Raw genomic sequence first — 24791 nt, 5'->3', positions numbered from 1 at the left:
TATACCTTGTTTTTATTTGATTGGATAGTGGGCATGCAGATAGTTCGCCACGACAGTTCTTAAAACGTCTGGAAATAAAAATTCGACTTCTCCAACTAACTCAATCGTTGGGAAAAACGGAACAAATTGAAAGTGATCCACTGTTGTCAGCGTATACTTCTGCTCTGGCTGAATAGGTTTCCCTTGCCAAAAAACGGTCTGGCTATTTCGCTCAAAACGAATCCCATCATAACATAATTCGCCAAAAATTTTCCCGCGGAAGCCCATCCCGCGAATCGGAAATTTCCGCAGAAATTGACGACTTTTTTCCATTTCACGAATCAAACGGCTCATGTCTGACCCTTTCAAGGTAACCTTGATTAAATGCATTGGATGAGGCAAGGCCTCATGTAATTGGTCTGCATTGATTATTCCTTCTGGTAAATCTGCTAAAAATAACCCGTTGTTTAACACAGCCGCTTCGGTCTGCCCCGCTTCTTTTAACGCCTTCAAGGCAACAGTTATAAAGGCATGCGGTTGCCGTAAGTCCGTTGACAAAGTTTCAGGGATTTGTGCAATTTGCTGCGCTTGCAATAGTCGATGACCTTCCGTTAAGTAACCCGCAATTTCCTTGGCATCCGTTGCTTGCTCTTCTAAACTTGCTGTTTCAATCGTTTTTGCATAACTTGTGACTTGCTTCGTGTCGGCATCCACAAACAGATGCACTTCACCAATATACTGTCCATATTTGCCAGCAGCTGCTAGTTGCACATGATTAATTTTTTCACCATCTTTAAATAAATGATGTGTATGGGAACCTAAGATCACTTGAATTTCAGGATAATTCGCCGCAATCATAAAATCAGTATCTATCCCCAAGTGACTAAGCAAAATGAGAACATCACATTGAGGCGCAACTTCTGTAATCAGTTGAGGAAGGACTGCTTCCACTTGTTTGATTGTCCAGCCATTGGGATTATACGTTAAAGGAAATGGTGCGGTTAAGCCAATAAACCCTAACTTTGTGCCTTCTTTAGTTGTCATAATTTTATATGCTTGACAAAAATCTGGTAACGTTTGGGTTTTTGGTTCTTCTAAATTAGCTAAGACCACTTCAAATGTTGCCTGATCATATAAATGCTCTAATTGTTTCTTTGAATTGCCGATTCCTTCATTATTTCCAATTGTAACCAGGTCATACGTTAATGTATTCATTATAGCTACATTTGCTCGACCATCTGTTGCTTCGGTCAAAGGATGACACCGATCTGAAAAGTCACCTAAATCAATGGTTACGACTGTTTTGCCCTCTTTTTGGTACAGCGAACGTTTGGCTTTAACCAGACGCCGTATTTTGGGCCAATTTTCAAAGTGAGAATGAAGATCATTGGTATGGAACAACACAATCTCTTCCACTAAAATCGCCTCCTTTATTCAGCGCTCTGATTAATAGTACCATATTTATAGAAGAAAGTTACAAAAAAGAACAGATGACTTTAGAAGAATTTCTCCTAAAATCACCTGCTTTTATCAGGACGAACTATGCGTTATTTTTGGGACGCTTGCGTTGCGTCGCTTCCATGATAACTGGTAAGATCACAGGACGACGTTTGGTTTGTTCAAATAAATAACGGCTTAAGTTTTCGCGGATTTCTTGTTTCAGTTTGCTCCATTCGAAATCGTCACTTTCTAAATGCTTTTCAACAATTTCTGTAACAATATTGCTACTTTCTTTCATTAGGTCTTTACTTGTTTTAACGTAAACAAAACCTCTAGAAGTAATTTTAGCTGGTGAAACAATTCGTTTTTCTCGGCGATTAATTGTCACAACAGCCACAAAAATACCATCTTCGGAAAGAATACGACGATCCCGTAAAACGATATTACCAATATCGCCGACACCAATCCCGTCAATCATAATATTTTCGGCCGTTGTGCTGCCAGCTACCGACATTCTACCTTTTGTATACTCTAGAATGTCCCCACGACCTGTAATAAAGATATCTTTATAAGGCATGCCAATTTCGTGTGCTAAGTCCGCATGCGCAGCTAACTGGCGGTATTCACCTTGGACAGGAATGAAATATTTTGGTTTCATTAAGTTCAGCATCAATTGCAAGTCATTCGGATTAGCGTGACCAGACACACGTAAATTGTCGGAAATTTGCTTCACCGTAGCACCGGCCCGATAGACAATATCCTCTGTTTTGGCAACCGTTGTTTCCATGGCCGTTGTCGGCGTTGTCGTAATATAAACTAAATCGCCTTCTTCAATTCGAACGACACCATGTGTATTATTAGCCATTTTTTGAAGTGACTTAATCGGTTCTCCCATCCGGCCTGTTTCTAAAATTAATAACTGTTCAGGTGCATATTTTTTCATTTCTTTTGGTTTCACTAATAGATCTTCGCTTGGCAATTGTAATTTTTCTAATTTCATCGCCGTCCGAATAATCCGTTCAAAATCTTGGCCTGTCAAAACGACTTTACGACCAGAACGATCCGCTGCATTCAATACTTGTTGGACCCGTTGCAAATTACTTGCCACACATGCCACGATGATTCGTCCTTCCCAATAGCGAATCGTGTCGAACACTTCATCAGCGATTTGGGCTTCGGAAGCAACTTGGACTGGGTTTTCAGCATTTGATGAATCACTAAGTAACGCCAAGACGCCTTCTTTCCCAATTTCAGCCAAGCGGCCATAATCGGTCTGATACATCTCAATCGCACTTTGATCAAATTTAAAATCACCAGTATAAACAATGTTACCTTCTTTTGTTTTGATGCTAACGCCAATCGAATCTGGAATGGTGTGAGTTGTTTTAAAGAAGCTCACCGTTGCTTGACCAAAATCAATTTCTGTATGCGGGTCAATCACATGGAAATCTTTAAATTTCTTCGTTTCCGCATGACTGTTGACACTTAGTTTTGCTAGTTCAATCGTTAATTCTGTCCCAAAAACAGGCACTTGAATTTTTGAAAGCAAATACGGTAAGGCCCCAATTGCATCTGCATGGCCATGTGTTAAAAAGACCCCTGCAATTCGTTCACTATTTTCTTCTAAATACGTAAAATCCGGAATGACGACGTCAATTCCTAAAAGTTCGTTCTCTGGATATTGTAATCCACAATCCAGTACAAAAATTTCATCTTCCACTTCAGCAACGTACATATTTTTTCCATTTTCACGAACGCCGCCTAATGGAACGATTTTTATTGTACTCACTCTTTTCACCTCTCTATGATTACACGTTCTTTAAATCTCTAACGTGCGAATAATTCTTTGCTCTTCTTCTGGTGTACAAGCAACTAGAGGTAAACGTAAATTTCCAACAGGAATACCTAAATGATTTAAGGCCGCTTTCACGGGTGCCGGCGAAGGCACTGAAAACAATGCGTTCATTTTTGGTAATAACTGTCGTTGAATTTTAGCCGCTTCCGGCAAGTTCCCCTGCTCCAGCGCTTGATACATCTCATACATTGACGAACCGAAGACATGACTGGCTACCGAAATAACCCCTTGTCCGCCAAGTGCCTTGGTGGCAAAAGCCAACCCGTCTTCTCCAGTATACACTAGAAAGTCTTTTGGCGCTCTTTCAATCAACTCAGTAATTGCATCTAACCCTGCACATTCTTTAATCGCCACAATTTTTTCCAATTGTGCTAAGCGCAAAGTAGTTTCCACTTCTAGACATGCAGCCGTTCTACCAGGAACATTGTACAAAATAATTGGTAGTTCACTTGCTTCTGCGATGGTTTTAAAATGTTGATACATACCTTCTTGATTTGGTTTATTATAATAAGGAACAACCGCCAAAACAGCATCGATACCAGCGATTGTCGCTAACTCTTTCACAAAAGCGACTGAGTCACGTGTATCATTCGTACCCACACCACAAATAATCGGAATACGTCCATCAATCAGTTCAATCATTCGCTGGAATAATTGTAATTCTTCTTCATGAGTTAACGTGGGTGATTCACCAGTTGTTCCTGCTAAAATAACGCCTTCTGTATGATTGGCCAATAAATAGTCTACCAATTGCGGTAGTTTATCAAAATCTATTTCTCCCGATTCTTGAAACGGCGTAACCATTGCCGTAATAATTTTTGCATTCGTTAAATCCATCCTATTCCCTCCCGAGTATACAATACAAACCTTCTAGTCGTTTTCAGGTACACGAAGCAAATTCATTTCGTGTAGCGTTTCAGCAATTTGGACCGAGTTCCAAGCAGCTCCTTTTAATAGGTTGTCTGACACAATCCATAAATGGAAACCGTTCTTCACGTCAACGTCTTGACGAATACGGCCGACAAATGTTTCTTTCTGGTTGACGCTATTTAGCGCTTGTGGATATAGTTGTTCACTTGGCTCATCTTGCAAAATTACACCTGGAGCTTGCGCCATTAATTCTTGGATGGCTGAGACCGATGCATCTGCTTGTTTCACTTCTATATAAACAGATTCAGAATGTCCTGAAATTACCGGAATACGGACACAGGTGGCAACAACTTTTAGCTTGTTGTCTCCCATGATTTTTTTTGTTTCATTCATCATTTTCCATTCTTCGTAGGTATACCCTGCTTCTGAAAAAACATCAATTTGAGGCAACGCATTAAAAGCAATTGGATAATGTTTTTCGTCACTGCCAGCTGGTAAAATTTCAGCTGACCATTCACTGACAGATTTTCCCTCTAAAAAATCTTCGGCTTGTTCTTTTAGCTCATTAATTGCACGGATACCTGCGCCACTCACAGCTTGATACGTTGAAACGATGATTCGTTCTAAGCCAAACGCTTGCCGAATTGGTTCTAAGGCCACCATCATTTGAATCGTAGAACAATTGGGATTTGCGATGATTCCCTGATGATTTTTCAAGGCTTCCGGGTTCACTTCTGGAACAACTAAAGGAACATCTTTTGCCATTCTAAAATGGCTAGTGTTGTCAACAACGACAGCTCCGCGCTTAACTGCTTCTGGTGCAAACTTTTCGGAAATACTCCCACCAGCACTAAATAATGCTAAATCGATTCCTTCAAATGATTCCGGGACTAATTCTTCCACGATAAGAGGTTGTCCTTTAAACTGAATCTCTTGTCCAGCAGAACGCTTAGACGCCAATAACCTCACACTGGCAATTGGCAAACTTGTCTCTGCTAACAATTCAATCATTCTTGTCCCGACAGCACCTGTTGCTCCTACCACGGCAACATGATATTCTTTTCCCATATTTTCATACTCCCCTCTTACCTTCTTGTAAAAGCTACTTGTCCTATTTTACCATAGTATTGAAAAAACCTACATAGTCAAAAAAATGATTTTTTTATTTTCCCATGATATTTTAAAACTATTACCCATCAAAGGACTATCCATTGACTTTTGACTTAAATTTGTTATAGTTAAAACGAATTTAATTATAAAGGGAGCGAAATTTCATGGCACGCGTAGAAAGTTTTGAATTAGATCACAACACAGTAAAAGCACCATATGTTCGCCTTGCTGGCACAGAACAAAATGGTGATGCGTTAGTCGAAAAATATGACTTACGTTTCTTACAACCAAACAAAGATGCCCTACCAACAGGCGCATTACACACGTTGGAACATTTATTAGCAGTTAACATGCGTGATGAATTAAAAGGAATCATTGACATTTCGCCAATGGGTTGCCGCACTGGTTTTTATATGATTATGTGGGATCAACATTCACCACAAGAAATCCGTGATGCATTAGTCAACGTTTTAAACAAAGTAATCAATACAGAAGTTGTTCCAGCAGTCTCTGCAAAAGAGTGCGGAAACTACAAAGATCATTCTTTATTTGCAGCGAAAGAATACGCAAAAATCGTCTTAGACCAAGGAATTAGTTTAGATCCATTTGAACGTATTCTGTAATCTTTAGCAATTAACGACAGAGAAACCCACTATTAAGCTGTGGGTTTTTCTGTTCTCTTTCTTAATTTAAACGGAGGTTTTTTATGAATCAAACAATCGAACAATTACTAAGTCACCGTTCCGTTCGTCATTTTAAAAAGCAAGCGTTAACGGACAAGCAGAAACAACAGTTAATTACTGCAGCTCAAGCAGGATCAAGCTCCAATTTTTTACAAGCTTATACAATTATAGAAATCAAAGATCCTGAGCTACGCAGAGAATTGGGACGTTTAGCGAATTGTGAAGACTATGTCGTTAACACTGGTGTGTTCTATGTTTTTGTTGCTGATTTGTATCGTCATGCAACGATTTTGTCAAAAGAGGGGCAATCATTAGAACCCTTAAAGACACCAGAATCATTATTAGTAGCTGCCGTTGATACAACGATTGCTGCGCAAAACATGGCCATTGCGGCTGAATCTATGGATTTAGGGATTTGTTATATTGGCGGCATTCGAAATGACTTAGACACAGTAGCCAAACGCTTATCTTTGCCTGAATTAACTGTACCACTTTTCGGATTAACAATCGGTGTACCAGAAACGTTAAATGGTGTAAAACCACGGATGCCTTTTGAAAATATTTTAAGCGAAAATCACTACCAATCAGACAAATTGACAGATATACACACATATGATGAATTATTAAAAGATTATTATGCCAGCCGCTCAAGTAACGCCCAAACAGCGGATTGGTCACAGAAGTCTTTGTCCTATTTTTCTTTTAATCGTCGCCCAGAAGTAAAAATTTTCTTGCAAAAACAAGGATTTGATGTCTAAACAAAAGAGCGTGGGCTTACGTTATTTCAACGTAAGCCCACGCTCTTTTGTTAATTTTTATTTATCTTTACTAAATTTGTCTTTTAAGTCTTCAAAGCCTTCTTTAACTTTATCAGTTAATTTTTCAGCGCCTTCTTTAAGGTCGTCGCCGGCATCACGTGCTTTGTCTTTTACGTCAGCAAAGGTTGATTGAGCTTTTCCTTCAAGTTCTTTGCCTTTATCATCCGTAACTTTGCCTTGCGCTTCTTTTGCAGTACCTTCTACTTTATCTTTTGCATCGTCAAAACGTCCTTTTAAATCTGCCATGCTAATCCCTCCTAAATAATTAATTACATAATAAGAGTATCATTCTTAGCCATTTCCTTCAAATATAATGCATGAACTGCGAATAAATGGTTATTTTTGAGTCATTAAAGCTTTTTTTGCCAAGGCAAAGCAACCAATTGTTCCTGGATTATCTTCTAAAAGAGGCGTCACCAAGTATTTTTCTAAAGGCGGTGTTTCCACATATCCATTGACTAATTCAGCAAATTTTTCACGAACTTTCGGCATCAAATGGCGTTGTTTCATGACGCCGCCACCTAAAATGATCACTTCTGGCGCTAATAATAAAGTAGTATTGTACGCTGCTTGTGCTAAATAATAAGCTTCTAGTTCCCAAGTTTTATGATCCTCTTCCAATAAATGACCTTTTTTACCAGAACGACCTTCAACTGCTGGTCCTGCTGCAATCCCTTCTAAACAATCTCCATGATAAGGACAATTTCCTGCATACGTATCTTCAGGATGACGACGGACTAACGCATGCCCCATTTCTGGGTGGCTAAAGCCTTCAATAAACTCACCGTTTTGAATCGCTCCAGCGCCAACACCAGTTCCAATTGTATAATATACACAACTAGATGTATGTTGCCCATTTCCAGCAACATACTCACCATATGCCGCAGCATTCACATCCGTTGTCCAAGCCATTGGCACATCAAAATGTTGTTTCATAGTCCCTAACAAGTCAAAGTTACGCCAAGCTAATTTTGGTGTAGAAGTGATATAACCATACGTAGGAGAATCAACGTGAATATCAATCGGACCAAACGAACCAATCCCAATCGCTTTTAAAGGATATTGTTGGAAAAATTCTATTACTTTTTTCATTGTTTCTTCTGGGGTTGTTGTGGGAAAACTGACACGTTCTACGATGGTCAAATCATCTGTCCCAACGCCACATACAAATTTTGTGCCACCGGCTTCGATACTTCCTAAAAGTTTTTCTGTCATTGCAATATGCTCCTTCGTTTCCATTTTATAAGTAAGCGGATACATTACTTTTGATTAAATAACTAACATACACGTTTAGTTTACCACTTTTTTGTCGTTTCGACAGAACAATTTAACAATTTCAGTCAGGTTGCCCAATGAAATCTGGCAAGTTGCTAAAGAGCATTTTCCTAAAACAAAAAAACGAGCATTCACGGTTATCTAACAATGAATGCTCGTTTTTTGTTTATTGATTCTTTAGCGAAAAATATAACAATAGTCCGATTGTAATCCACCCACCACTAAGTAAAAGCATTAACCAACTTAAAAGCGTTTCTTTTAGAATACTTCTGGGTTCTTTTGCATGCTGAATAAAACTCATACTAGTCAGCAAAGAAAAGAGGAAAAACATAAAACAAATGACCGCTAAACCGCCAGACAACCAAAACCAACTAGCCATTATTCTCACTCTCCTTTTCGCTTGTTTTTTGATAATTATTGCGCCAAATGACACTATAAATTGCCCCAATTGTGATTACTAACAACGTGTAGAAAGTCGGTAACCACCATGTAGGTAGGACCCATTTGACCGTAGCCTCTTGATTCAATTTTTTTGCTTCACGAGTGTTAATCGTAAATTCTTGTTGAAAAGGCCAAGACTGTTGTTCATCTTGTTGTAAAATAGCACGTCCTGTAAATATATAAGTCCCAGCATCTAGCGGTTGTTTACCCAAATCAAGATGAAAATTCATGGAACTATTTGGGGCAAAGCGAACATTTTTTAGTGTCCGTGGTGCAATTTTTTTAGAGGATCCTTTTTTTATCACTTGACCTTCTAAACGAACTTCTGGAAAAATAGCAGCATATGGATTTTGAATGACCGCCTTTAGCGATTTGGCTCCTAAAGCAATTGTAGGTGTTACTTTCGCTAATTTCAGTTGGTTCACCTCTGTTAAAGGAACATTCGCAGCACTCCTCATGGCAATCGCAACATTAAACCCGTAGCGACTGGTTAATCCCGTTGTTTGGTTCTCTTCCTCTGTTTTTTCATCTTTGAGATGCGCATAAACCCCGCCCAAAACAACTCCTTTGATAGGCTGATCAAGTCCCTTCACCTTCATCTTTGCTGATACTGTTTGATGAGGCGGCACACTCACTTCCTCATTTTCTAAAGTAACCAAGTCTGTCAGCGGAACCTTTAACGATGAATCAAGTGGTTTATCAAAATCATTGTACACAATCAAACCATTATCATTTGTTGATGCATTTGCTAGAGTCAATACGATGGACAATTTTTCGTCTGTCTTATTTTTTATGTCTAAGACAATAGTGGAAGATTGCTTTGGTGCCAGAATTAAATCATAATAACTAGATGTTCCTGACACTTGATTTTCTGGTAAAACAGGCGTTACTGTAAATTTAGTCTTCATTTCTTCTGTAGCTTCTACTTTTGGAACAATAATAAAAAATGTGAAAAACAGAAATAGACAGAAAACACCGACTTTTTTTCTACTCATTTCTTCAAGATCTCCTTTATAAAGCTGAATGTACCTACTAGTCTAACAAATCAGCGAAACAATGCTGATCAATCTTTGACTTTTGGGAAGGATAATCTTGAAAAAAGTCTCCTTGAAAAATACCAAGGAGACTTTTTATTATTCACTATAATATAATTCTTTTTTTATCTGTGTGGTTGATACTTCTGGCGTTCGTGGCAAATAAAGAACCTTTGCGGTTGTTTCAACTTCTAGAAAATCAAAAGCCCCTTGCCAATCATCGCCCATGACTAAAGTATCAATTTTAAATTCAGCAATATCGGAAACTTTTTGTTTCCAACTAGTTTCAGGAATAACTAAATCAACATAACGAATTGCCTCTAATAATTGTTTACGTTTTTCATATGAAAAATAACTTTGTTTCTTTTTTTCTAAATTAAAAGCATCTGTTGAAAGTCCAACAATCAGGTAGTCCCCTTGTTGTTTCGCTTTTTTCAACAAATTAATATGACCATAGTGCAGGAGGTCAAATGTGCCGTAAGTAAGTATTTTTTTCATAAAAACCTCCATTGTACTTTGATATTTCTTCGTTAATTATCAATTTTTGTGAATAGAAAAAAGGCTACTCTTGATTGACTTTGATGGTTTTTCGATCAAATTTTTTATTTTCTGTAGCAGTATAAATTAGTAATAACTTACTCAGAGATTTTATAGAGAAAGACGTTGTTGTAGCTTTTTTTAATTGCTTTAACTGCTTTTGCAATTTTAACGGATTTTTATCTTTTAATAATTTAATTTTCGTTAAACGAAAAATGTGTTCCTGATGCTCAAATGAACGTTCAGCATCTGAATGATTAAAACGAAGATATTCTGAAAGCACCTCTTGATTTACAGCAACTTTTCCTTTTGGTAAAAACCATTCTTTGCCATTTTGATCTATTAGATGCCGCTCACTTTGATTTGAAATAACAATTTCTTTATCGTCTTCAAAAAGATACGAAAAAAGCATTGCTTTTTTTATAATTATGTACTCAGTTACTTCATATGAAGACAATTTTCTTAATTCTTCTATCAAACTATTCCATTGATTATTTTGAACAAATTTACTTAGTTTGTGAATAGGTGGTACTCGTAAAATGAACTTCTCATCTTTCTCTATTTTCACGATATAAAAAGTTGTGTCTACGTCATTTTCCCAAATAAACAAAATAATCATTTACTGCCCCCTAGACTTGTTGTTCCGATACTTAATAGTCAAATAAATATATTTAGGAATTTGCATTAACCGATCGTATCTCTTCATTGTCAAACAACGATATAACCATTCCAAATTGTGATTTATATAAAATTCTGGCGCTCTTTTTACTGATCCAGCTAATACGTCAAAAGTACCGCCTACGTCTAAAAATACATTAGCTGTCAGGTGATCAATTGTTTGTTCCAAAAAAATCTCTTGTTTCGGTGAACCTAATGCTACAAAGACAAACCTTGGTTCAGCTTTGTTAATTTGTTCCACAATTTCTTGCTGTTTTTTCTTTGTATAGCCATGTAAAATACCGCTAATAACAATCCCTGGATATTGTCGTTGAATATTTTTAGCTGCTGCTTCAACTACTTCTTGCTTTGCACCATACAAGAAGATTCGTTCCTTATGTTGATTTGCATACTCTAAAAAATTATCCATGACATCAATTCCTGTAACTCTTTCACGAATAGACCCACCCATTAGCTTCGATGCCTTGACCACACCTATCCCATCTGCAATCCGATGAGTTGCTCTTTTCAAATATAACTTAACTTCTGGATGTTCAAATGCTAACAATGAAATCTGCGGATTAACGCTAGTTACAATCATTTTCTCTTTAGCTTTGAGATAACTTTCTAAGTCATCCATAATTTCTTGATGTGTTAATACGTCAACTGGTAATCCCCCAATATATTCAGTGCGTACCTTACTTTTCACAAAATCCCCCCAAGATTCTCTCTACCAACTCTACTATTTTATTAATGGTCTCTTTTGACTGATATTGATTCCATTCTTCGTTAATTCTAGTAATATTATCTTTATAACTATTTATTGAAAAATTTGACAATGCCACAATCAACTGTTTTTCATTTTCAACTAACGGTCCTGGTAAATATTCAAAAAAATCAGGCTCAATTCCAGGATTTAATGCATATTTTTCTAAATCTGGACAAAAAAATAAAATATTCGGTTGCTCTTTAACATGCATGTATTCAAAGACCACACTCGAATAATCAGTAATCAAGTAGCCTATTTCACTAAAGCTTTCAAAAATATGCTTTTCCCAAATAGAAACATTTCTCGGTAGTTCAATGGCATCTAACTGGATTGATGGATGTAATTTCATATAAAAATGAAAATTTGGCATAGCAGAAAAAGCCTTTATTGCTTGATTTATCACAAGCATCATTTCATTCATTCCCTCTCGGTAAGTTGGTGCATATAAAACTTTATTATTCTGATTTGTTTCTCCTACCTCTAATTTTTCAAGATAAGCAAGACGCGGCGAACCAAAATGACAAAATTGAGCATTCTCGAGACGATAATTGTTTCTAAAAATTGCTTCCATTTTTAGTGAATTAACGATAAAATAATTCATTTTATCGTAAACTTTTTGAAACCTGATTTGATCCTTGCTACTTCTATGTTTCGTGTGATAAGCACCCCAGCCAAACTGTTTTAAAGCCCCATTAGCATGCCATAATTGGATAACTACTTGCTTTTTTTTTAAAATTGCCAATTCTGGAAAATAATTATCTACAAAAATTAACGGCGCTGACTTCAAGTATGAAATCGCCGTTGTAATCAACAAAGTTTTCTTATCAAAAAGTATCGTCTTTATGCCTTTTTGATTTAAGGATGCTGCGTATGATTGACAATTTTTTGTATAAAGTACTATTATCATTCCGTGATATTGTTGTTCTAATTGTTCAATTAAATGTCCATCATTTCTTGGGAAACTCATTATGTACACAATTTTTACTTTTTTATGCTTGTACGGTCTCCATCTTAATACTGTTAAGTACAATTGTTTTAGCACTTTTATATCCTTTCACAAACAATAGTTTTCTTATAAAAAAGATATGATCAAAGTCTTTAAAAAGAAAAAGCTTACATATAAACTCATTAAAACAAATTATACCTTAAAGATTCTAAAAAGACAATTGCACTTTACAATATGTATACTATCCAAATAATTTAAATTATACGGTATACGGACTAGCTATACTTTCAGTTAAATAAAATAATATTTAAATAATTTCTCTGAATTTAAAACTGCCTATCCAACAAAAATAGAGGTTTCCCACCACAGTGGAAAACCTCTATAAACCTTGTCATAACAATGTTTTGAAAGACTATGCGTCTGGATTTGCGTTTTCGTCTTTGAGACCGTATTTTTTGTTGAAACGGTCCACACGTCCGTCGGCTTGTGTGAATTTTTGACGACCAGTGTAGAATGGGTGTGAGTCTGAAGTAACCTCAACACGTAATAATGGATAAGTATTGCCATCTTCCCATTCAACAGTTTCTGAAGATCCTTTAGTTGAACCTGAAAGGAATTTGAAACCTGTTGTTGAATCCATGAATACTACTGGTTGGTAATTTGGATGGATATCTTGTTTCATACGTTTTTTCGCTCCTTTGCCCTGATCCATTTGCTGTATCAGAGTTATTTTGTCGGTATACAACAATGCTATCTTACCATGTTTTCAGTTGGTATGCAATTATCTTTTTGGATTTCTTTTAATTTGTTTGCCAAACGAAACATCATGGAAAACTTCAAATAATTGTTGATTATTTTGGGTCCGTTTCAACATTTTTATGAATTGATCCGTATATTCCAGCGAGTCTCCTGACATATTATTTCTCAATTTCCACGTTTCTTCTAGTTGTTCTGGTGTCATTAGCAACTCTTCTTTTCGTGTACTTGATTTTTTAATATCAATTGCTGGGAAAATACGGCGCTCTGCTAATTCACGAGATAAATGGAGCTCCATGTTGCCTGTGCCTTTGAATTCTTCATAGATGACATCATCCATTCGGCTACCTGTATCCACCAATGCCGTGGCTAAAATAGTCAGACTGCCCCCTTCTTCGATATTTCTGGCAGCACCAAAAAATCGTTTAGGTTTGAAAAACGCAGCTGGATCTATTCCGCCACTTAAGGTTCGACCACTAGGCGGGACCACTAAATTATAGGCCCTTGCTAAACGAGTGATGCTGTCCATTAAAATAACTACGTCCCGTTTGTCTTCAACTAAGCGCATTGCTCGATCCAGAACCAATTCAGCAACTCGCGTATGATTTTGTGGTTGTTGATCAAAAGTTGAAGAAACCACATCGCCTTTAACGCTTCGCTCTAAATCAGTCACTTCTTCAGGACGCTCGTCAATTAACAACAGAATCAATTCCACATCAGGATGATTTTCTGTAATCCCATTAGCAATTTCCTTTAAAACACTTGTTTTCCCGGCTTTTGGCGGCGCTACAATTAAACCACGTTGCCCAAAACCAATTGGGGCAAATACATCAATCATTCGTGTTGATAATCTGCCAGCCGTTGTTTCTAACGTTAATTGTTTTTCAGGATACAACGGTGTTAGCGCTGGAAAATGTGGCCGCTCTTTCGCTTCTTCAGGATCTTTCCCATTGACACTTTCAACATGCATGAGTCCATAGTAACGTTCTGATTCCTTTGGCGGACGCGCCTTGCCAGCTACTTTGTCCCCATTTCTCAATCCGAAACGACGAATTTGAGAAGAAGAAATATAAATGTCTTCTGCACTTGGTCCATAATTAATTGGCCGCAAAAAACCATAACCATCCTGAGAAACAATATCTAAAATTCCTTCCATGAAGAAAAACCCTTGCTTCTCAGCTTGTGCACGAATCACAGCTAAAGACAATTCTTTTTTGTTCATTTGGCTATAATAAGGAATTTTAAACTCTTTCGCGTACGCATAAATATCTTTTAACGTACTGTTTTCCAATTCAGCCATTGTTAAATAGTCGCTCATTGATCCACCTCAAACGGACCTTCTTGTTCTTCGGTTTCTAGCATTTGAATATCAGCACCCAAAGCAGTTAACTTTTCGATAATGTGGTCGTACCCACGTAAAATATATTCTACATTATAAATCGTGGTCGTACCTTCAGCCATCAAGCCGGCAGTGACTAGGCAAGCGCCTGCCCGTAAATCAGAGGCGACTACTTCTGCACCGTGCAATTGATTTGGGCCATTTAAGATAATCATATTGCCTTCAACCGAAGCATCAGCCCCCATCCGCACCAACTCAGGGATATGCTTATTTCGTTGAGCATAAATCGTATCAATAATTTCACCAGTTCCTTGTGCTTTTAAAAGTAATGGCGTTAACGGTTGTTGCAAGTCTGTGGCAAAACCAGGATACGGATAGGTTTTCACCGTCGTCATTTTCAGATCATGTGACGGATGAACTTCAATCATGTCTTCTTCAATTGTCATCTTAACGCCCATTTCTTGCAATTTCGCAATGAAGCTTTCTAAATGCTCATAAATAACATTTCGAACCTTGATTCCTTCACCCATAGCTGCTGCCATAGCTAAATAAGTCCCAGCTTCAATTCGATCTGGAATAATCGAGTGACGACAGCCATGTAATTCTTCGACACCTTCAATCCGAATAACATCCGTTCCAGCTCCTCGAACTTTTGCACCCATGTTATTTAATAATGTAGCAATATCAATAATTTCTGGCTCACGCGCAGCATTTTCAATAATCGTTTTGCCTTTGGCTTTAACTGCGGCTAACATGACATTGATTGTAGCGCCAATAGATACCATATCCATAAAAATTCGGGTTCCTTGTAAGCCAGCTTCGTCTGTTCTCAAGTACATCGCCCCATGTTCGTTGGTTACATGAGCGCCTAATGCTTCAAATCCTTTGATATGTAAATCAATTGGACGAGGTCCTAAGTAACAACCGCCAGGTAAGCCGACAACGCCTTCCCCAAATCGACCAAGAAGTGAGCCCATAAAATAATAGGACGCACGTAAGCTATTGATTTTTCCTTTTGGCATAGGCACAGAAACAACTTCTGTTGGGTCAATAATTAATGTATTATTTTCAAAAGTAATTTTAGCACCCATAATTTCTAAAATTTCAATTAATGAGTGAACATCCTGAATGTCAGGAACGCCATCTAAAGTCACGGGCGAATCTGCTAAAATAGCAGCTGGAATTAAAGCGACCACACTATTTTTGGCGCCGCTAATGGTTACTTCGCCCTTTAATGGACGATTCCCATTGATTACGATTTTTTTCATTTATATTCTCACCTATCTGTAATATACGTTTTCTAAATAAACTACCCAATCATTCTATCATAATCAAGCTTAAGAAAAAAGAAAACTTCTCAGGTATTTTAATAGAATGAAAAAATAACAAAAAATAAAAAAGACAGCCACGTGCTGTGGCTGTCTTTAACGTAACTAGTTGATTAAGCTTTGTTAGCTGAACCGAACCAATCAATGTGTTCTTCTGCATCTTTGATAATTGCAGCTTTACCTGGTGCTAATAATTTACGAGGGTCAAATCCTTTACCTTCTAAATCTTTACCAGCTTCAATATATTCGCGCGTTGCTTTAGCGAATGATAATTGGAATTCTGTATTTACGTTAACTTTTGAGATACCCATTGAAATTGCTTTTTCAATTTGTTCTTGAGGAATACCAGAACCTCCGTGTAATACTAGAGGTACATCAGAACCGACAGCTTCAGCAATTGCTTGTAAGTGATCAAATGCTAAACCTTTCCAGTTTTCTGGATATTGACCATGGATGTTACCGATACCACATGCTAAGTAGTCAATACCTGTAGCAACCATTTGTTTACATTCTTCGATATCAGCTAATTCGCCAGTACCGATGATTCCGTCTTCTTCACCACCGATTGAACCAACTTCACATTCGACAGAAATACCTTTAGCGTGAGCTTTTTCAACTACATCTTTCGCTAATTTTAAGTTTTCTTCGAATGGTAAGTGAGAACCATCAAACATGATTGAAGTATAGCCAACTTCGATACATTCTAAAGCAGCTTCGTAGTCACCGTGGTCTAAGTGAATTGCTACTGGAACTGTGATATTCATTGAGTCTACTAAATTAGTAATCATGTCTTTAGCTACTTTGTAGCCGCCCATGTATTTAGCAGCGCCCATTGATGTTTGGATTAGAACTGGTGCTTTTTTAGCTTCTGCTGCTTCTAAAATCGCTTGTGTCCATTCTAAGTTATTTGTGTTATAGCCACCTACTGCATAGCCGCCTTTACGTGCTGCTTTTAAGAATTCTGCTCCTGATACTACTGGCATAAAAAATTCCTCCTAAGTTTTTAAAAACTTTATTTGTTAGGTGTTCCCTAACCAACGGTTCTATTTTAGCAGAATTCCTGACACTTTTCTAGTAAAATTCCCTTTTTCAGAAAATTTTTGTCTATTCTTTCACATAACCTTCATTTTTATAAAAAAACCTCCAGTTTTCCCGTTATCACTTTGGGATCTGAAGGCCGACTTGCTATTTTAATTTTTTCTTTGGCGGATAACGTTTCACCTTGTAGGATTGAAGCTCAGGAAATGTTCCAGTACTATGAAAAATCCGTTGTTCATCTTCATTGGCAAAACGCCCTAAAACCGATTGTGTTGGTAAAATATTTACAAAAGCATTCTCATCGATACTGTAAACTGCTTGTTCTAAATCATAGAGTTCGTAGCGAGTAATGACCATCATAATCATCCGACCTTCTGCACCTGAATAGCCGCCGATTGAAGGCAACAAGGTCATGCCACGAGCGATTTGTTGAGAAACTTCTAAGGCAACGGCTTCTGGTCTCGTGGTGACAATCATTGCTGTGACTTTTTGGTGACTGGTATGAATCATGTCGACCACCTGACTCAAACAGTAAATAGAAATAATAGTATACAACGCACTTTCCCAGTTAAATACAAAACCAGCCAACAGCACAATAATACCATTTAATAAGAACATAAAATTACCAACTGTTTTCCCTGTTGTTTTTGAAAGAATCAGTGAAATAATGTCCATGCCGCCAGTGTTAAAGCCCATTTTCAATGAAAGCCCTGCGCCAACGCCGACTAAGACACCACCCATAATTGCGTTCATCAAAGGATTCGTTGTGACTGTTACGATTGGCACAAACATAGTGACAACGGAAATACCAATAACATTGATGAAACTAAGAATCGTTGATTGTTTCCCTAATTTTACAAACCCTAGAATGAAGACGGGAATGTTTAAAAATAAAATGAAAATCCCTGTATTAATATGGATTCCTAAATTTGTATATAATAATGTAGCAATGATTTGCGCAATTCCGTTCATCCCTGCCGAAAAAACTTTTGCCGGAATCAAAAAGAAATTCAAACCGACCGCAGAAGTCAAAGCGGTTATCGCCATCACTGCTATTTTTTTTATCGATTCATTCCTTTGGTAAGTACTAACCAATCGACTCATTTTTCTTCGCTCCTTCGCTATTCTTCTGACTTAGAATAACAGGTTCTATCCTAAAAGAAAAGGGGCTAAAAGCGAACATTGAAAAAAATTTTTTTGCAACGTTTCCATGAAAGAATGCGGGAAGATATCCCTAAAAATTGATCTTCTTATTTCTCTATTCAAAATGATTCTAGCCTAACCTTTTTTACTATTTCATGATATGATGAAGCAAAGAATATTTTAGGAGGTTTTTACATGGCTGCAAAAGAAGCAAGTTTTGATGTAGTTTCAGAGGTCAATATGGAGGAAGTCAAAAACGCAATTCAAATTGCCTTGAAAGAATTGAAAAATCGTTTTGACTTTAAAGGGTCAATTGCTGATATTAAATTGGAAAACGATAAATTAGTAGTCGTAGCTGAAGATGATTATAAAGTCGAGCAAGTGAAGGATATTTTATTTGGAAAATTAGTCAAACGCAATGTTCCGATTAAAAATATTCATTTCTCAGAAAGTGAAAAAGCCTTAGGGGGTACCGCTCGCCAATATGGTGATTTAATCAGTGGTATTGATAAAGAAAATGCGAAAAAAATCAACACAGCTATCAAAAACTCTGGGATTAAAGTTAAGTCACAAATCCAAGAAGACAAAATTCGGGTAACTGGAAAAAGTCGGGATGATTTACAAAAAGTCATGGCTCTTTTACGAGAATTAGATTTACCAATGGCTCTTGAGTTTAATAATTATCGCTAAAAAAATCCTTCAACTGTTAATGAACAGTTGAAGGATTTTTTTGTTTTGGTACCGGCCATTCTTGATTATTCAATAAAACGATTGGTCGGCGTTGGATTTTTCCTGAAAAAGCGGCAATTGCTTTGAAAACCTTTGGCATAAAATAAAACGCATTTAATTCTTCTAAATCCAGCTCTTCTTCTGCCGTAAATGAGACACAAACCTCTTGTTCTGAAAGCATAATTTCAATTTTCTTTAAAAATTGAAATTGCCGCATTCCTGGCACGAAATAACCAGCCTTTGCAACACGAGAGGTTGTAATATCTAATTTATCACTAATGATTAGCGCTAGTGTCATTAACTCTTCCGAATCAAAGCCATTACTATGATTTTCTATAGAAGATAAAATTTCTTCTTGATAAGGCAAACAAATCTTTTGCTTACGAAAATATGCTTCTGCAAATTGTTTTCCACGAAGTGCATGTCCTGCTTTTCCTTGTAGCGCACCCACATCATGGAGCAGTGCCGCAATTTTTGCCGCCTCTAAATACTCCTCTGAAACAGCAAGTTGTTTCAAAATCATTTCCGTCATGGCTACGACATTGTTTACATGAAACCAATTATGGTATGCCCACCCAGCTTCTTCATCTTCCATTTGACCAATTGCATCATAAATTTGTCGAATTTCAGTATCTTGATGAATGCGTTCAAACAGCTTCATTTATTTTCTCCTTAAAATTAGTTACTGTTCCAAAAATTCTTTTAACTCTGCAGGATTTTTTTCGCTGTTTAAACCAACAATTAAACGAATCCGCGCTTTCGGTCCGTTTAAACCACGGGCAAAAACGACCCCCATTTTTTTCAAGCCAACGCCACCACCAGCATAATCATAGATATCTTCAGCAATGCCATTGGAACAACGAGAAACTAAAACGACTGGAATCCCGTTATCTAGCATTTTTTGTAATGCTGGGAGCGTTTCTGGCGGTAAATTCCCCGCACCTAGCGCTTCAATTACTAACCCATCCGTTTCTGGGGTGTTTAATAATTCAAACATCCGTTCACCCATCCCCGCATAGGCCTTCACTACGTGAACATTTCCTTTCACAGAAGAAACATCGCAGACTTCTTGCGGTAAGACCTCTTTCGCAAAAAAAGCACGTTCTTTCGCAATGGTTCCTATTGGTCCAAAAGTTGGCGTCCGAAACGTCGCTACGTTCGTTGTATGTGTTTTTGTCACATAACGCGCCGTATGAATTTCATCATTCATCACGACTAAAACACCTTTATCGTACGATTCGTCTGAACAAGCAGTCCAAATAGCACTGATGAAATTATACAAGCCATCACTACCGATTTCGTTACTTGACCGCATTGCTCCTGTTAAAACAATGGGGATTTTTTTCTCTAAGGTTATATCTAAAAAATAAGCAGTTTCTTCTAATGTATCTGTTCCATGCGTAATAACCACGCCATCAATTGGTTCAGAATAAGCTTTTTGAATCCGTTCTTTTAATTGAAACATCCGTTCTAAGGTCATGTGTGGTGAGGGAATATTAAAAATATCTTCAACAACTAAATGAACCTTGCCAGAAAATAATGCTTCTTGTTCCATCAACGGATTTTTTTCATTCGGGGCAACACTTCCTCCTGCTACTTTCGACATGGAAATGGTCCCACCTGTATGAAGGACTAAAATGGTCTTCATTTGTTTCCTCCTTTGTTTTCTTTATTTTTTAACCAAAATTGTTTCACTTGTTGAATGAGTTGTTCATTGGTGTTTGCCTTTCGATGCGCCAACCAATGCGGCGGAAAGAAACGCTGTACACTTGGTAATTCAAATCGTTCGTCTAATAACAACACAAAGCCTTTATCTTGCGCATCTCGAATGACACGTCCAGCCGCTTGCAAGACTTTATTCATGCCAGGAATTTGATACGCAAATTGAAACCCTTGCCCTCGCTCTTCTTGATAAAAAGTGCGAATCAGTTCTTGCTCTGGGTTCATTTGTGGTAGCCCGACACTAACAATTATCGTACCAATCAATCGGGTACCTTTCAAGTCAATTCCTTCTGAAAATATACCACCTAAAACACAAAAACCGATGAAAGTTTCTTGAGGATTCTCTTTAAATTCAGCTAAAAATGCTTCTCGCTCTTTTTCGTTTAAGTCCGTTCCCTGAATTTGAGTTTTTACTTGCGGGTAACGTTGGCTAAATACTTGATAGACATCATCCATATAGGCGTAGGAAGGAAAGAAAATTAAATAATTACCTGTTTTTGTTTCACTTAACTTCCCTAAAAGTTCACTAATCTGTGGATAACTTTTTTCACGGTTTTTATAGGTTGTTTGAAGATGACTACCAATCATCAACAATTGATTTTCTTCTGGAAAAGGATACGGAATCCGATAACGTAGGCTTTCTTCACCTCCACCAAGCACTTCTTGATAATAATTCAGAGGTGTTAAACTTGCCGAAAATAAGATACTCGCTTTCCCTTTATCTAATCGTTGTGACAATAAATAAGCCGGATCGACACAAAATTGTTTCACAACGCAGTCATAGTTTCGCAAAGAAATAGACGTATAAAAGCCGTTGTCGTAATACTCGCTGATTCGAAGATAACTTAAACAATCAAAATAAAAACTGAGAATCGACGCCAATTCCTCAATGTGTTGATTTTCTGGCAACCATTCTGCAATTACTTCTGTTAATCGATGTATCTGTTTAACTAATGAATCAATTGGCGCACGTTGGGCAAAAAAATCCGTGTCTTTTTCTTCACAGATTGCTTCAATATCATCAAACGTAGTTAAGACTTTTTGACAAGCTCTTTTTAATTGAACAGATTCTTTTTGCAATCTTTTTTGAATTTGCAAAACCGCATTCCTAGAAATAGCGGCCGAATACATCTCCCGTGAACGATTAACCAAATTATGGGTTTCATCCACTAAAAAAATATTCTCTTCTGCACTTTGGGGTTCTTCAAAGAAGCGCCGTAAATAAACCGTTGGATCAAATAGATAATTGTAATCGCCAATAATTAAATCACACCAAAGACTTGCATCTAGCGACAACTCGAATGGACACAATTGGTGCTTTTGTGCATACCGTTCAATAACCTCTCTCGTTAAATGATTTTCATGTTGCAATAAATCCCACAGTCCCTCATTTAAACGATCATAATAGCCGTCAGCAAACGGGCAATGTTCTGGTGTACAATTTCGTTCAGTTAAAAAACAAATTTTATCTTTTGCTGTTAACGTAATACTCTTAGTTTGCGCTTGTTTTTCGGACAGCGCTTTGACGGCATCTTCAGCCACTTGCCGCGTGATGGTCTTAGCTGTTAAATAAAAAATCCGTTCGCCTTCTTCTTCACCAATTGCTTTCATCGCTGGAAAAAGAGTGGACATTGTCTTGCCTGTTCCAGTTGGTGCTTCCACGAAGAGCCGCTGTTTACTAAGAATTGTTTTATAAACGGCTACCGCCAATTCTCGTTGCCCTTTGCGATACTCCCCGTAAGGAAAACTAAGATTTTTTAATGATTTATTTCTCAAAATACGCCACTCTTCTTTAAAAATTACCCACTGTTCATAGCGCTTCATCAAATCAGTAAAAAACTCCGCTAATGCAGCTTCTGTAAAATGGCGTTCTTGTCGTGTGATTTGTTTTGTGGTGGTCTGATAATAAGTGAGTTGAAGCGTTATTTCAGAAAGTTGTTCTTGTTGGCAATACATGTGACCATAACACATCGCTTGATACCAAAACAATTCGACCTTTTCTGGCGGCAATTCTTCAAACGCTGGCTCGGATGTTTTAATTTCATCAATGACCACTTGCCCAGTTTCTTTCACAAAAATGCCGTCTGCACGACCTTCTACACAATAATTATGGCCATTTAAAGGCACCTCAATTTTTAAAGATACTTCCTTTTGATAAAGGCTCCCCGCTTCCTTTTGCAACATTCGATGAAGGCGACTACCTTCTTGTGGTGTATGTTCACTCACATGGCGAGAATCGATACTTCCCCGCCTTAAAATAAATTCGACCACTTGACGCACCGCAATTTTTCTCGTTGATTTCACGTAATCCCACCTATCTGCCTCCCTATTATAGAACATACATTCGCTAAACAAAAGCAAAAAATCCAAAACGAACACAATCATGCGTTCATTCTGGATTTCTCTTTAGATTATCAACAATTAAAAACAACTTGTTTCTTCTAACTGTTTGGTTTCTTTTCCATTTGCTTTTGCCACGACCAATTGCGCCATTTGTTTAAACGAATTATTTAAACCAATGCCGCCCTTTTTGGGCATCTTCACAATCGGTACTTGCTGATAATAGTGACTAACTGCTGGATTTTCTTCTGCCATCGCTGCAATTGCAGGAATGCCTGCAGCATTAAACTTACAAGCTAGATGAGCGGCCATTTATCCAAAATTAGGATAATGCATGGCAGGTCCGCAAAGAACCGCATTGGCATGAAACTTTTTTGCAAAGCCAATAAATTTCTTTGCTACCTCTTCCTCGTTTTCCAAATAATATTGGTCACCACAATAAAGTGTCGCAACAATTTCCGCTCCTTGCTTCTGTAAAAATGGTAGCAATGTTACCCCTGGACCTAAGGGAGCTTTTTTACCACTTGGTTTCAGCTGAGCTTGTTCATCACTGCCAAATCCTGCTAAACTGTGGTTTAAGACTAAAAGGATTTTTTTCACGCCTATTTCCTCCTTTTTTATAAATCATCGAAGTCAAAGGAATCAAAATCAATTTCTTCACTCTCTTCTTCTTGTGCTTTCCATTCTTCACGTAAATATTGGTCATCCATAACTCGAATAAAAGGATAATAAATGAACATTCCTAGTACCAATAAGAGAGCTTGCAGAATTGATCCTTGCCAACCGCTGACTAAAAATCCTGAGATAATTGGCGGGGTCGTCCACGGCAATTGAATACCATTCGTCAATGGAACTAAGCCCCAATCCATAGCAAAATAGGCAATAATAATATTAATCGCAGGTACTAATACAAATGGAATTAAAAGGATTGGATTTAAAACAATTGGTAACCCAAAAATGATTGGTTCGTTAATCCCAAAAACACCAGGAATTAGTGAAAGTTGCGAAAGCTTTTTAATTCGTTGACTTTTACAGAATAAGACCATCACAATGATTAATGAGAGTGTGGAACCGGCGCCACCAAATGTTGCAAACATATCTTGAAATTGTCCAGTGATGATGTTGGGAATTTCATGACCGTCTTTAAATGCTTGTAAATTTTCAACAGACAATGCCCGCAAAACAGGATTAAAGACTGCGCCAACCACGCTACCTCCGTTAATGCCAAAGAACCAAAAGAAGTGTAAAAATAAATAAGCAATGCTCATTGCACCTAAGGTATTACCAAGACTCAATAAGGGCGTTTGTAGAAATTCAAAAATAACATCTTGTAAATTACCATAAGGAGTTAAAGCAGCCAGCCAATTGACTAAAAACATGAGAGTAACAACTAAAAAACTCGGAATCAGGGCCTCAAAAGACTTAACCACTGTTGGTGGCACTCCTTCTGGCATTTTTATTGTCCACCCTTTACGAACAATGGCCACAAATAAACGAGTCGCAATTAATGCGACAATCATTCCTAAAAACAAGCCACTGGAACCCATCCATTTTAAAGGTAAACTAGTAACTTCATAAACCTTTGAACTATTTTCCGGTATAAATAATGTTTGATAAGGCGTTACAATAAAAAATGAAACCAATGCGATAATTCCTGCTTGCATTGCATCCACATTGAATTGTTTCCCTAAACTATAGGCAATACCGACAACGGCCAGAATGGTCATTACATCAAAACTAGCACTAGCTGGAACAGACATCATTGTCGCCCAGTCTTTACCAAGCAAATGAGACATCCAAGTATCCCATTGCGGCAAAGGAAAATTAGCAATTAATAAGAAGACCGAACCAACAATCAACAAGGGCGTTGATAAAAGGAAGCCATCACGAATCGCTACTAAATACTTATTTTCTCCTATCACTTTTGCCAAAGGGGTCAATACGCGCTCTAACCAATCCAAAAATTTTTGCACGGTCGTCAC

At 37.5% G+C, this 24791-nt stretch carries 24 protein-coding genes and 1 pseudogene; 3 read left to right on the top strand and 22 right to left on the bottom strand.

The features are described from left to right. Window positions 1-12: 12 nt before the first annotated feature. The 4 genes from IGK82_RS05060 to IGK82_RS05045 all read right to left on the bottom strand — a co-directional run bounded on the left by IGK82_RS05060 (window position 13) and on the right by IGK82_RS05045 (window position 5212). Window positions 13-1395 (bottom strand): bifunctional metallophosphatase/5'-nucleotidase, encoded by a 1383-nt coding sequence (locus IGK82_RS05060; protein WP_010709347.1) that lies wholly within the window; start codon window positions 1393-1395, stop codon window positions 13-15. A 124-nt stretch (window positions 1396-1519) separates the two neighbouring features. After that, on the bottom strand, window positions 1520-3208 hold the full coding sequence (locus tag IGK82_RS05055) for a ribonuclease J (protein WP_002375145.1): 1689 nt from the start codon (window positions 3206-3208) through the stop codon (window positions 1520-1522). Between the two features lie 30 nt (window positions 3209-3238). Further along, window positions 3239-4111, bottom strand: a complete 873-nt coding sequence (gene dapA, locus IGK82_RS05050; RefSeq protein ID WP_010709346.1) for a 4-hydroxy-tetrahydrodipicolinate synthase — start codon at window positions 4109-4111, stop codon at window positions 3239-3241. Between the two features lie 33 nt (window positions 4112-4144). Continuing rightward, window positions 4145-5212: an aspartate-semialdehyde dehydrogenase gene (locus IGK82_RS05045; RefSeq protein ID WP_002397179.1), complete on the bottom strand. Its 1068-nt coding sequence runs from the start codon at window positions 5210-5212 to the stop codon at window positions 4145-4147. Window positions 5213-5418: 206 nt separating this feature from the next. On the opposite strand from IGK82_RS05045, the gene IGK82_RS05040 reads away from it, so the two are divergent. Together IGK82_RS05040 and nfsA are read left to right on the top strand one after the other, a co-directional pair. Beyond that, window positions 5419-5877, top strand: a complete 459-nt coding sequence (locus IGK82_RS05040; RefSeq protein ID WP_002357960.1) for an S-ribosylhomocysteine lyase — start codon at window positions 5419-5421, stop codon at window positions 5875-5877. Between the two features lie 83 nt (window positions 5878-5960). Next, the gene (gene nfsA, locus IGK82_RS05035) at window positions 5961-6695 is read left to right on the top strand and encodes an oxygen-insensitive NADPH nitroreductase (protein ID WP_002363738.1); all 735 of its coding nucleotides are present in this window, start codon (window positions 5961-5963) and stop codon (window positions 6693-6695) included. A 57-nt stretch (window positions 6696-6752) separates the two neighbouring features. Here nfsA and IGK82_RS05030 read toward each other — a convergent pair whose 3' ends face one another. The 13 genes from IGK82_RS05030 to IGK82_RS04970 form a co-directional block, all read right to left on the bottom strand. Beyond that, entirely contained in the window at window positions 6753-7001 is a 249-nt protein-coding gene (locus tag IGK82_RS05030; protein ID WP_002357962.1) for a YtxH domain-containing protein, read from the bottom strand. 90 nt (window positions 7002-7091) lie between these two features. Next, window positions 7092-7970 carry a fructokinase ScrK gene (scrK, locus tag IGK82_RS05025; RefSeq protein ID WP_002363736.1) on the bottom strand — a complete coding sequence of 293 codons (879 nt, stop codon included), beginning with the start codon at window positions 7968-7970 and terminating at the stop codon, window positions 7092-7094. Between the two features lie 226 nt (window positions 7971-8196). After that, window positions 8197-8409, bottom strand: a complete 213-nt coding sequence (locus IGK82_RS05020; RefSeq protein ID WP_002357965.1) for a hypothetical protein — start codon at window positions 8407-8409, stop codon at window positions 8197-8199. Then, window positions 8402-9466, bottom strand: coding sequence for a DUF916 and DUF3324 domain-containing protein (locus IGK82_RS05015; protein ID WP_016622268.1), 1065 nt, complete (start codon window positions 9464-9466; stop codon window positions 8402-8404). Before IGK82_RS05015 ends, IGK82_RS05020 begins: the two co-directional genes overlap by 8 nt. A 138-nt stretch (window positions 9467-9604) precedes the next feature. After that, complete coding sequence (gene tagD / locus IGK82_RS05010) at window positions 9605-10015, bottom strand: glycerol-3-phosphate cytidylyltransferase (protein ID WP_002384695.1); 411 nt, start codon at window positions 10013-10015, stop codon at window positions 9605-9607. 52 nt (window positions 10016-10067) lie between these two features. After that, window positions 10068-10661 carry a hypothetical protein gene (locus tag IGK82_RS05005; protein ID WP_002360557.1) on the bottom strand — a complete coding sequence of 198 codons (594 nt, stop codon included), beginning with the start codon at window positions 10659-10661 and terminating at the stop codon, window positions 10068-10070. Further along, window positions 10662-11408: a WecB/TagA/CpsF family glycosyltransferase gene (locus IGK82_RS05000; RefSeq protein ID WP_002360559.1), complete on the bottom strand. Its 747-nt coding sequence runs from the start codon at window positions 11406-11408 to the stop codon at window positions 10662-10664. After that, on the bottom strand, window positions 11398-12510 hold the full coding sequence (gene tagB / locus IGK82_RS04995) for a teichoic acid biosynthesis protein TagB (RefSeq protein WP_002378198.1): 1113 nt from the start codon (window positions 12508-12510) through the stop codon (window positions 11398-11400). Before tagB ends, IGK82_RS05000 begins: the two co-directional genes overlap by 11 nt. Window positions 12511-12826: 316 nt before the next feature. Further along, on the bottom strand, window positions 12827-13096 hold the full coding sequence (locus tag IGK82_RS04990) for a type B 50S ribosomal protein L31 (protein ID WP_002357967.1): 270 nt from the start codon (window positions 13094-13096) through the stop codon (window positions 12827-12829). A gap of 99 nt (window positions 13097-13195) precedes the next feature. After that, window positions 13196-14488, bottom strand: a complete 1293-nt coding sequence (gene rho, locus IGK82_RS04985; protein WP_002357968.1) for a transcription termination factor Rho — start codon at window positions 14486-14488, stop codon at window positions 13196-13198. After that, window positions 14485-15777, bottom strand: coding sequence for a UDP-N-acetylglucosamine 1-carboxyvinyltransferase (locus IGK82_RS04980; protein ID WP_002357969.1), 1293 nt, complete (start codon window positions 15775-15777; stop codon window positions 14485-14487). The genes rho and IGK82_RS04980 overlap by 4 nt, the downstream gene beginning before the upstream one ends. Window positions 15778-15950: 173 nt before the next feature. Next, window positions 15951-16820: a class II fructose-bisphosphate aldolase gene (locus tag IGK82_RS04975; RefSeq protein WP_002357972.1), complete on the bottom strand. Its 870-nt coding sequence runs from the start codon at window positions 16818-16820 to the stop codon at window positions 15951-15953. 202 nt (window positions 16821-17022) lie between these two features. Then, window positions 17023-17979, bottom strand: a complete 957-nt coding sequence (locus IGK82_RS04970; protein WP_002381974.1) for a YitT family protein — start codon at window positions 17977-17979, stop codon at window positions 17023-17025. A gap of 234 nt (window positions 17980-18213) precedes the next feature. On the opposite strand from IGK82_RS04970, the gene IGK82_RS04965 reads away from it, so the two are divergent. Continuing rightward, window positions 18214-18708: a YajQ family cyclic di-GMP-binding protein gene (locus IGK82_RS04965; protein ID WP_002357974.1), complete on the top strand. Its 495-nt coding sequence runs from the start codon at window positions 18214-18216 to the stop codon at window positions 18706-18708. Between the two features lie 16 nt (window positions 18709-18724). On the opposite strand, the gene IGK82_RS04960 is transcribed toward IGK82_RS04965, so the two are convergent. The 5 genes and pseudogenes from IGK82_RS04960 to celB form a co-directional block, all read right to left on the bottom strand. Beyond that, a complete protein-coding gene (locus IGK82_RS04960; RefSeq protein WP_002403307.1) occupies window positions 18725-19408 on the bottom strand; it encodes an HD domain-containing protein in 684 nt (227 codons plus the stop codon). Window positions 19409-19429: 21 nt separating this feature from the next. After that, window positions 19430-20395, bottom strand: coding sequence for an asparaginase (locus IGK82_RS04955; RefSeq protein WP_002357976.1), 966 nt, complete (start codon window positions 20393-20395; stop codon window positions 19430-19432). Continuing rightward, window positions 20392-22854: a helicase C-terminal domain-containing protein gene (locus tag IGK82_RS04950; RefSeq protein ID WP_002386632.1), complete on the bottom strand. Its 2463-nt coding sequence runs from the start codon at window positions 22852-22854 to the stop codon at window positions 20392-20394. Before IGK82_RS04950 ends, IGK82_RS04955 begins: the two co-directional genes overlap by 4 nt. Before the next feature lie 36 nt (window positions 22855-22890). Beyond that, window positions 22891-23409 (bottom strand): annotated as a pseudogene (locus IGK82_RS04945) (GrdB-related putative oxidoreductase). Between the two features lie 17 nt (window positions 23410-23426). Beyond that, entirely contained in the window at window positions 23427-24782 is a 1356-nt protein-coding gene (gene celB / locus IGK82_RS04940) for a PTS cellobiose transporter subunit IIC (RefSeq protein ID WP_016622269.1), read from the bottom strand. Window positions 24783-24791 lie beyond the last annotated feature (9 nt).

It is taken from the genome of Enterococcus sp. AZ197 (assembly GCF_050556405.1).
Classification (GTDB): Bacteria; Bacillota; Bacilli; order Lactobacillales; family Enterococcaceae; genus Enterococcus; species Enterococcus faecalis.
This window is presented reverse-complemented; position numbering and strand designations above follow the sequence as displayed.

Excerpts from the sequence above, each read along its gene's own strand:
- dapA (WP_010709346.1), bottom strand. The coding sequence starts at position 4,111 with ATGGATTTAACGAATGCAAAAATTATTACGGCAATGGTTACGCCGTTT.
- IGK82_RS05045 (WP_002397179.1), bottom strand. The coding sequence starts at position 5,212 with ATGGGAAAAGAATATCATGTTGCCGTGGTAGGAGCAACAGGTGCTGTC.
- IGK82_RS05040 (WP_002357960.1), top strand. The coding sequence starts at position 5,419 with ATGGCACGCGTAGAAAGTTTTGAATTAGATCACAACACAGTAAAAGCA.
- nfsA (WP_002363738.1), top strand. The coding sequence starts at position 5,961 with ATGAATCAAACAATCGAACAATTACTAAGTCACCGTTCCGTTCGTCAT.
- IGK82_RS05030 (WP_002357962.1), bottom strand. The coding sequence starts at position 7,001 with ATGGCAGATTTAAAAGGACGTTTTGACGATGCAAAAGATAAAGTAGAA.
- scrK (WP_002363736.1), bottom strand. The coding sequence starts at position 7,970 with ATGACAGAAAAACTTTTAGGAAGTATCGAAGCCGGTGGCACAAAATTT.
- IGK82_RS05020 (WP_002357965.1), bottom strand. The coding sequence starts at position 8,409 with ATGGCTAGTTGGTTTTGGTTGTCTGGCGGTTTAGCGGTCATTTGTTTT.
- IGK82_RS05015 (WP_016622268.1), bottom strand. The coding sequence starts at position 9,466 with ATGAGTAGAAAAAAAGTCGGTGTTTTCTGTCTATTTCTGTTTTTCACA.
- tagD (WP_002384695.1), bottom strand. The coding sequence starts at position 10,015 with ATGGAGGTTTTTATGAAAAAAATACTTACTTACGGCACATTTGACCTC.
- IGK82_RS05005 (WP_002360557.1), bottom strand. The coding sequence starts at position 10,661 with ATGATTATTTTGTTTATTTGGGAAAATGACGTAGACACAACTTTTTAT.
- IGK82_RS04990 (WP_002357967.1), bottom strand. The coding sequence starts at position 13,096 with ATGAAACAAGATATCCATCCAAATTACCAACCAGTAGTATTCATGGAT.
- rho (WP_002357968.1), bottom strand. The coding sequence starts at position 14,488 with ATGAGCGACTATTTAACAATGGCTGAATTGGAAAACAGTACGTTAAAA.
- IGK82_RS04980 (WP_002357969.1), bottom strand. The coding sequence starts at position 15,777 with ATGAAAAAAATCGTAATCAATGGGAATCGTCCATTAAAGGGCGAAGTA.
- IGK82_RS04975 (WP_002357972.1), bottom strand. The coding sequence starts at position 16,820 with ATGCCAGTAGTATCAGGAGCAGAATTCTTAAAAGCAGCACGTAAAGGC.
- IGK82_RS04970 (WP_002381974.1), bottom strand. The coding sequence starts at position 17,979 with ATGAGTCGATTGGTTAGTACTTACCAAAGGAATGAATCGATAAAAAAA.
- IGK82_RS04965 (WP_002357974.1), top strand. The coding sequence starts at position 18,214 with ATGGCTGCAAAAGAAGCAAGTTTTGATGTAGTTTCAGAGGTCAATATG.
- IGK82_RS04960 (WP_002403307.1), bottom strand. The coding sequence starts at position 19,408 with ATGAAGCTGTTTGAACGCATTCATCAAGATACTGAAATTCGACAAATT.
- IGK82_RS04955 (WP_002357976.1), bottom strand. The coding sequence starts at position 20,395 with ATGAAGACCATTTTAGTCCTTCATACAGGTGGGACCATTTCCATGTCG.
- IGK82_RS04950 (WP_002386632.1), bottom strand. The coding sequence starts at position 22,854 with ATGATTGTGTTCGTTTTGGATTTTTTGCTTTTGTTTAGCGAATGTATG.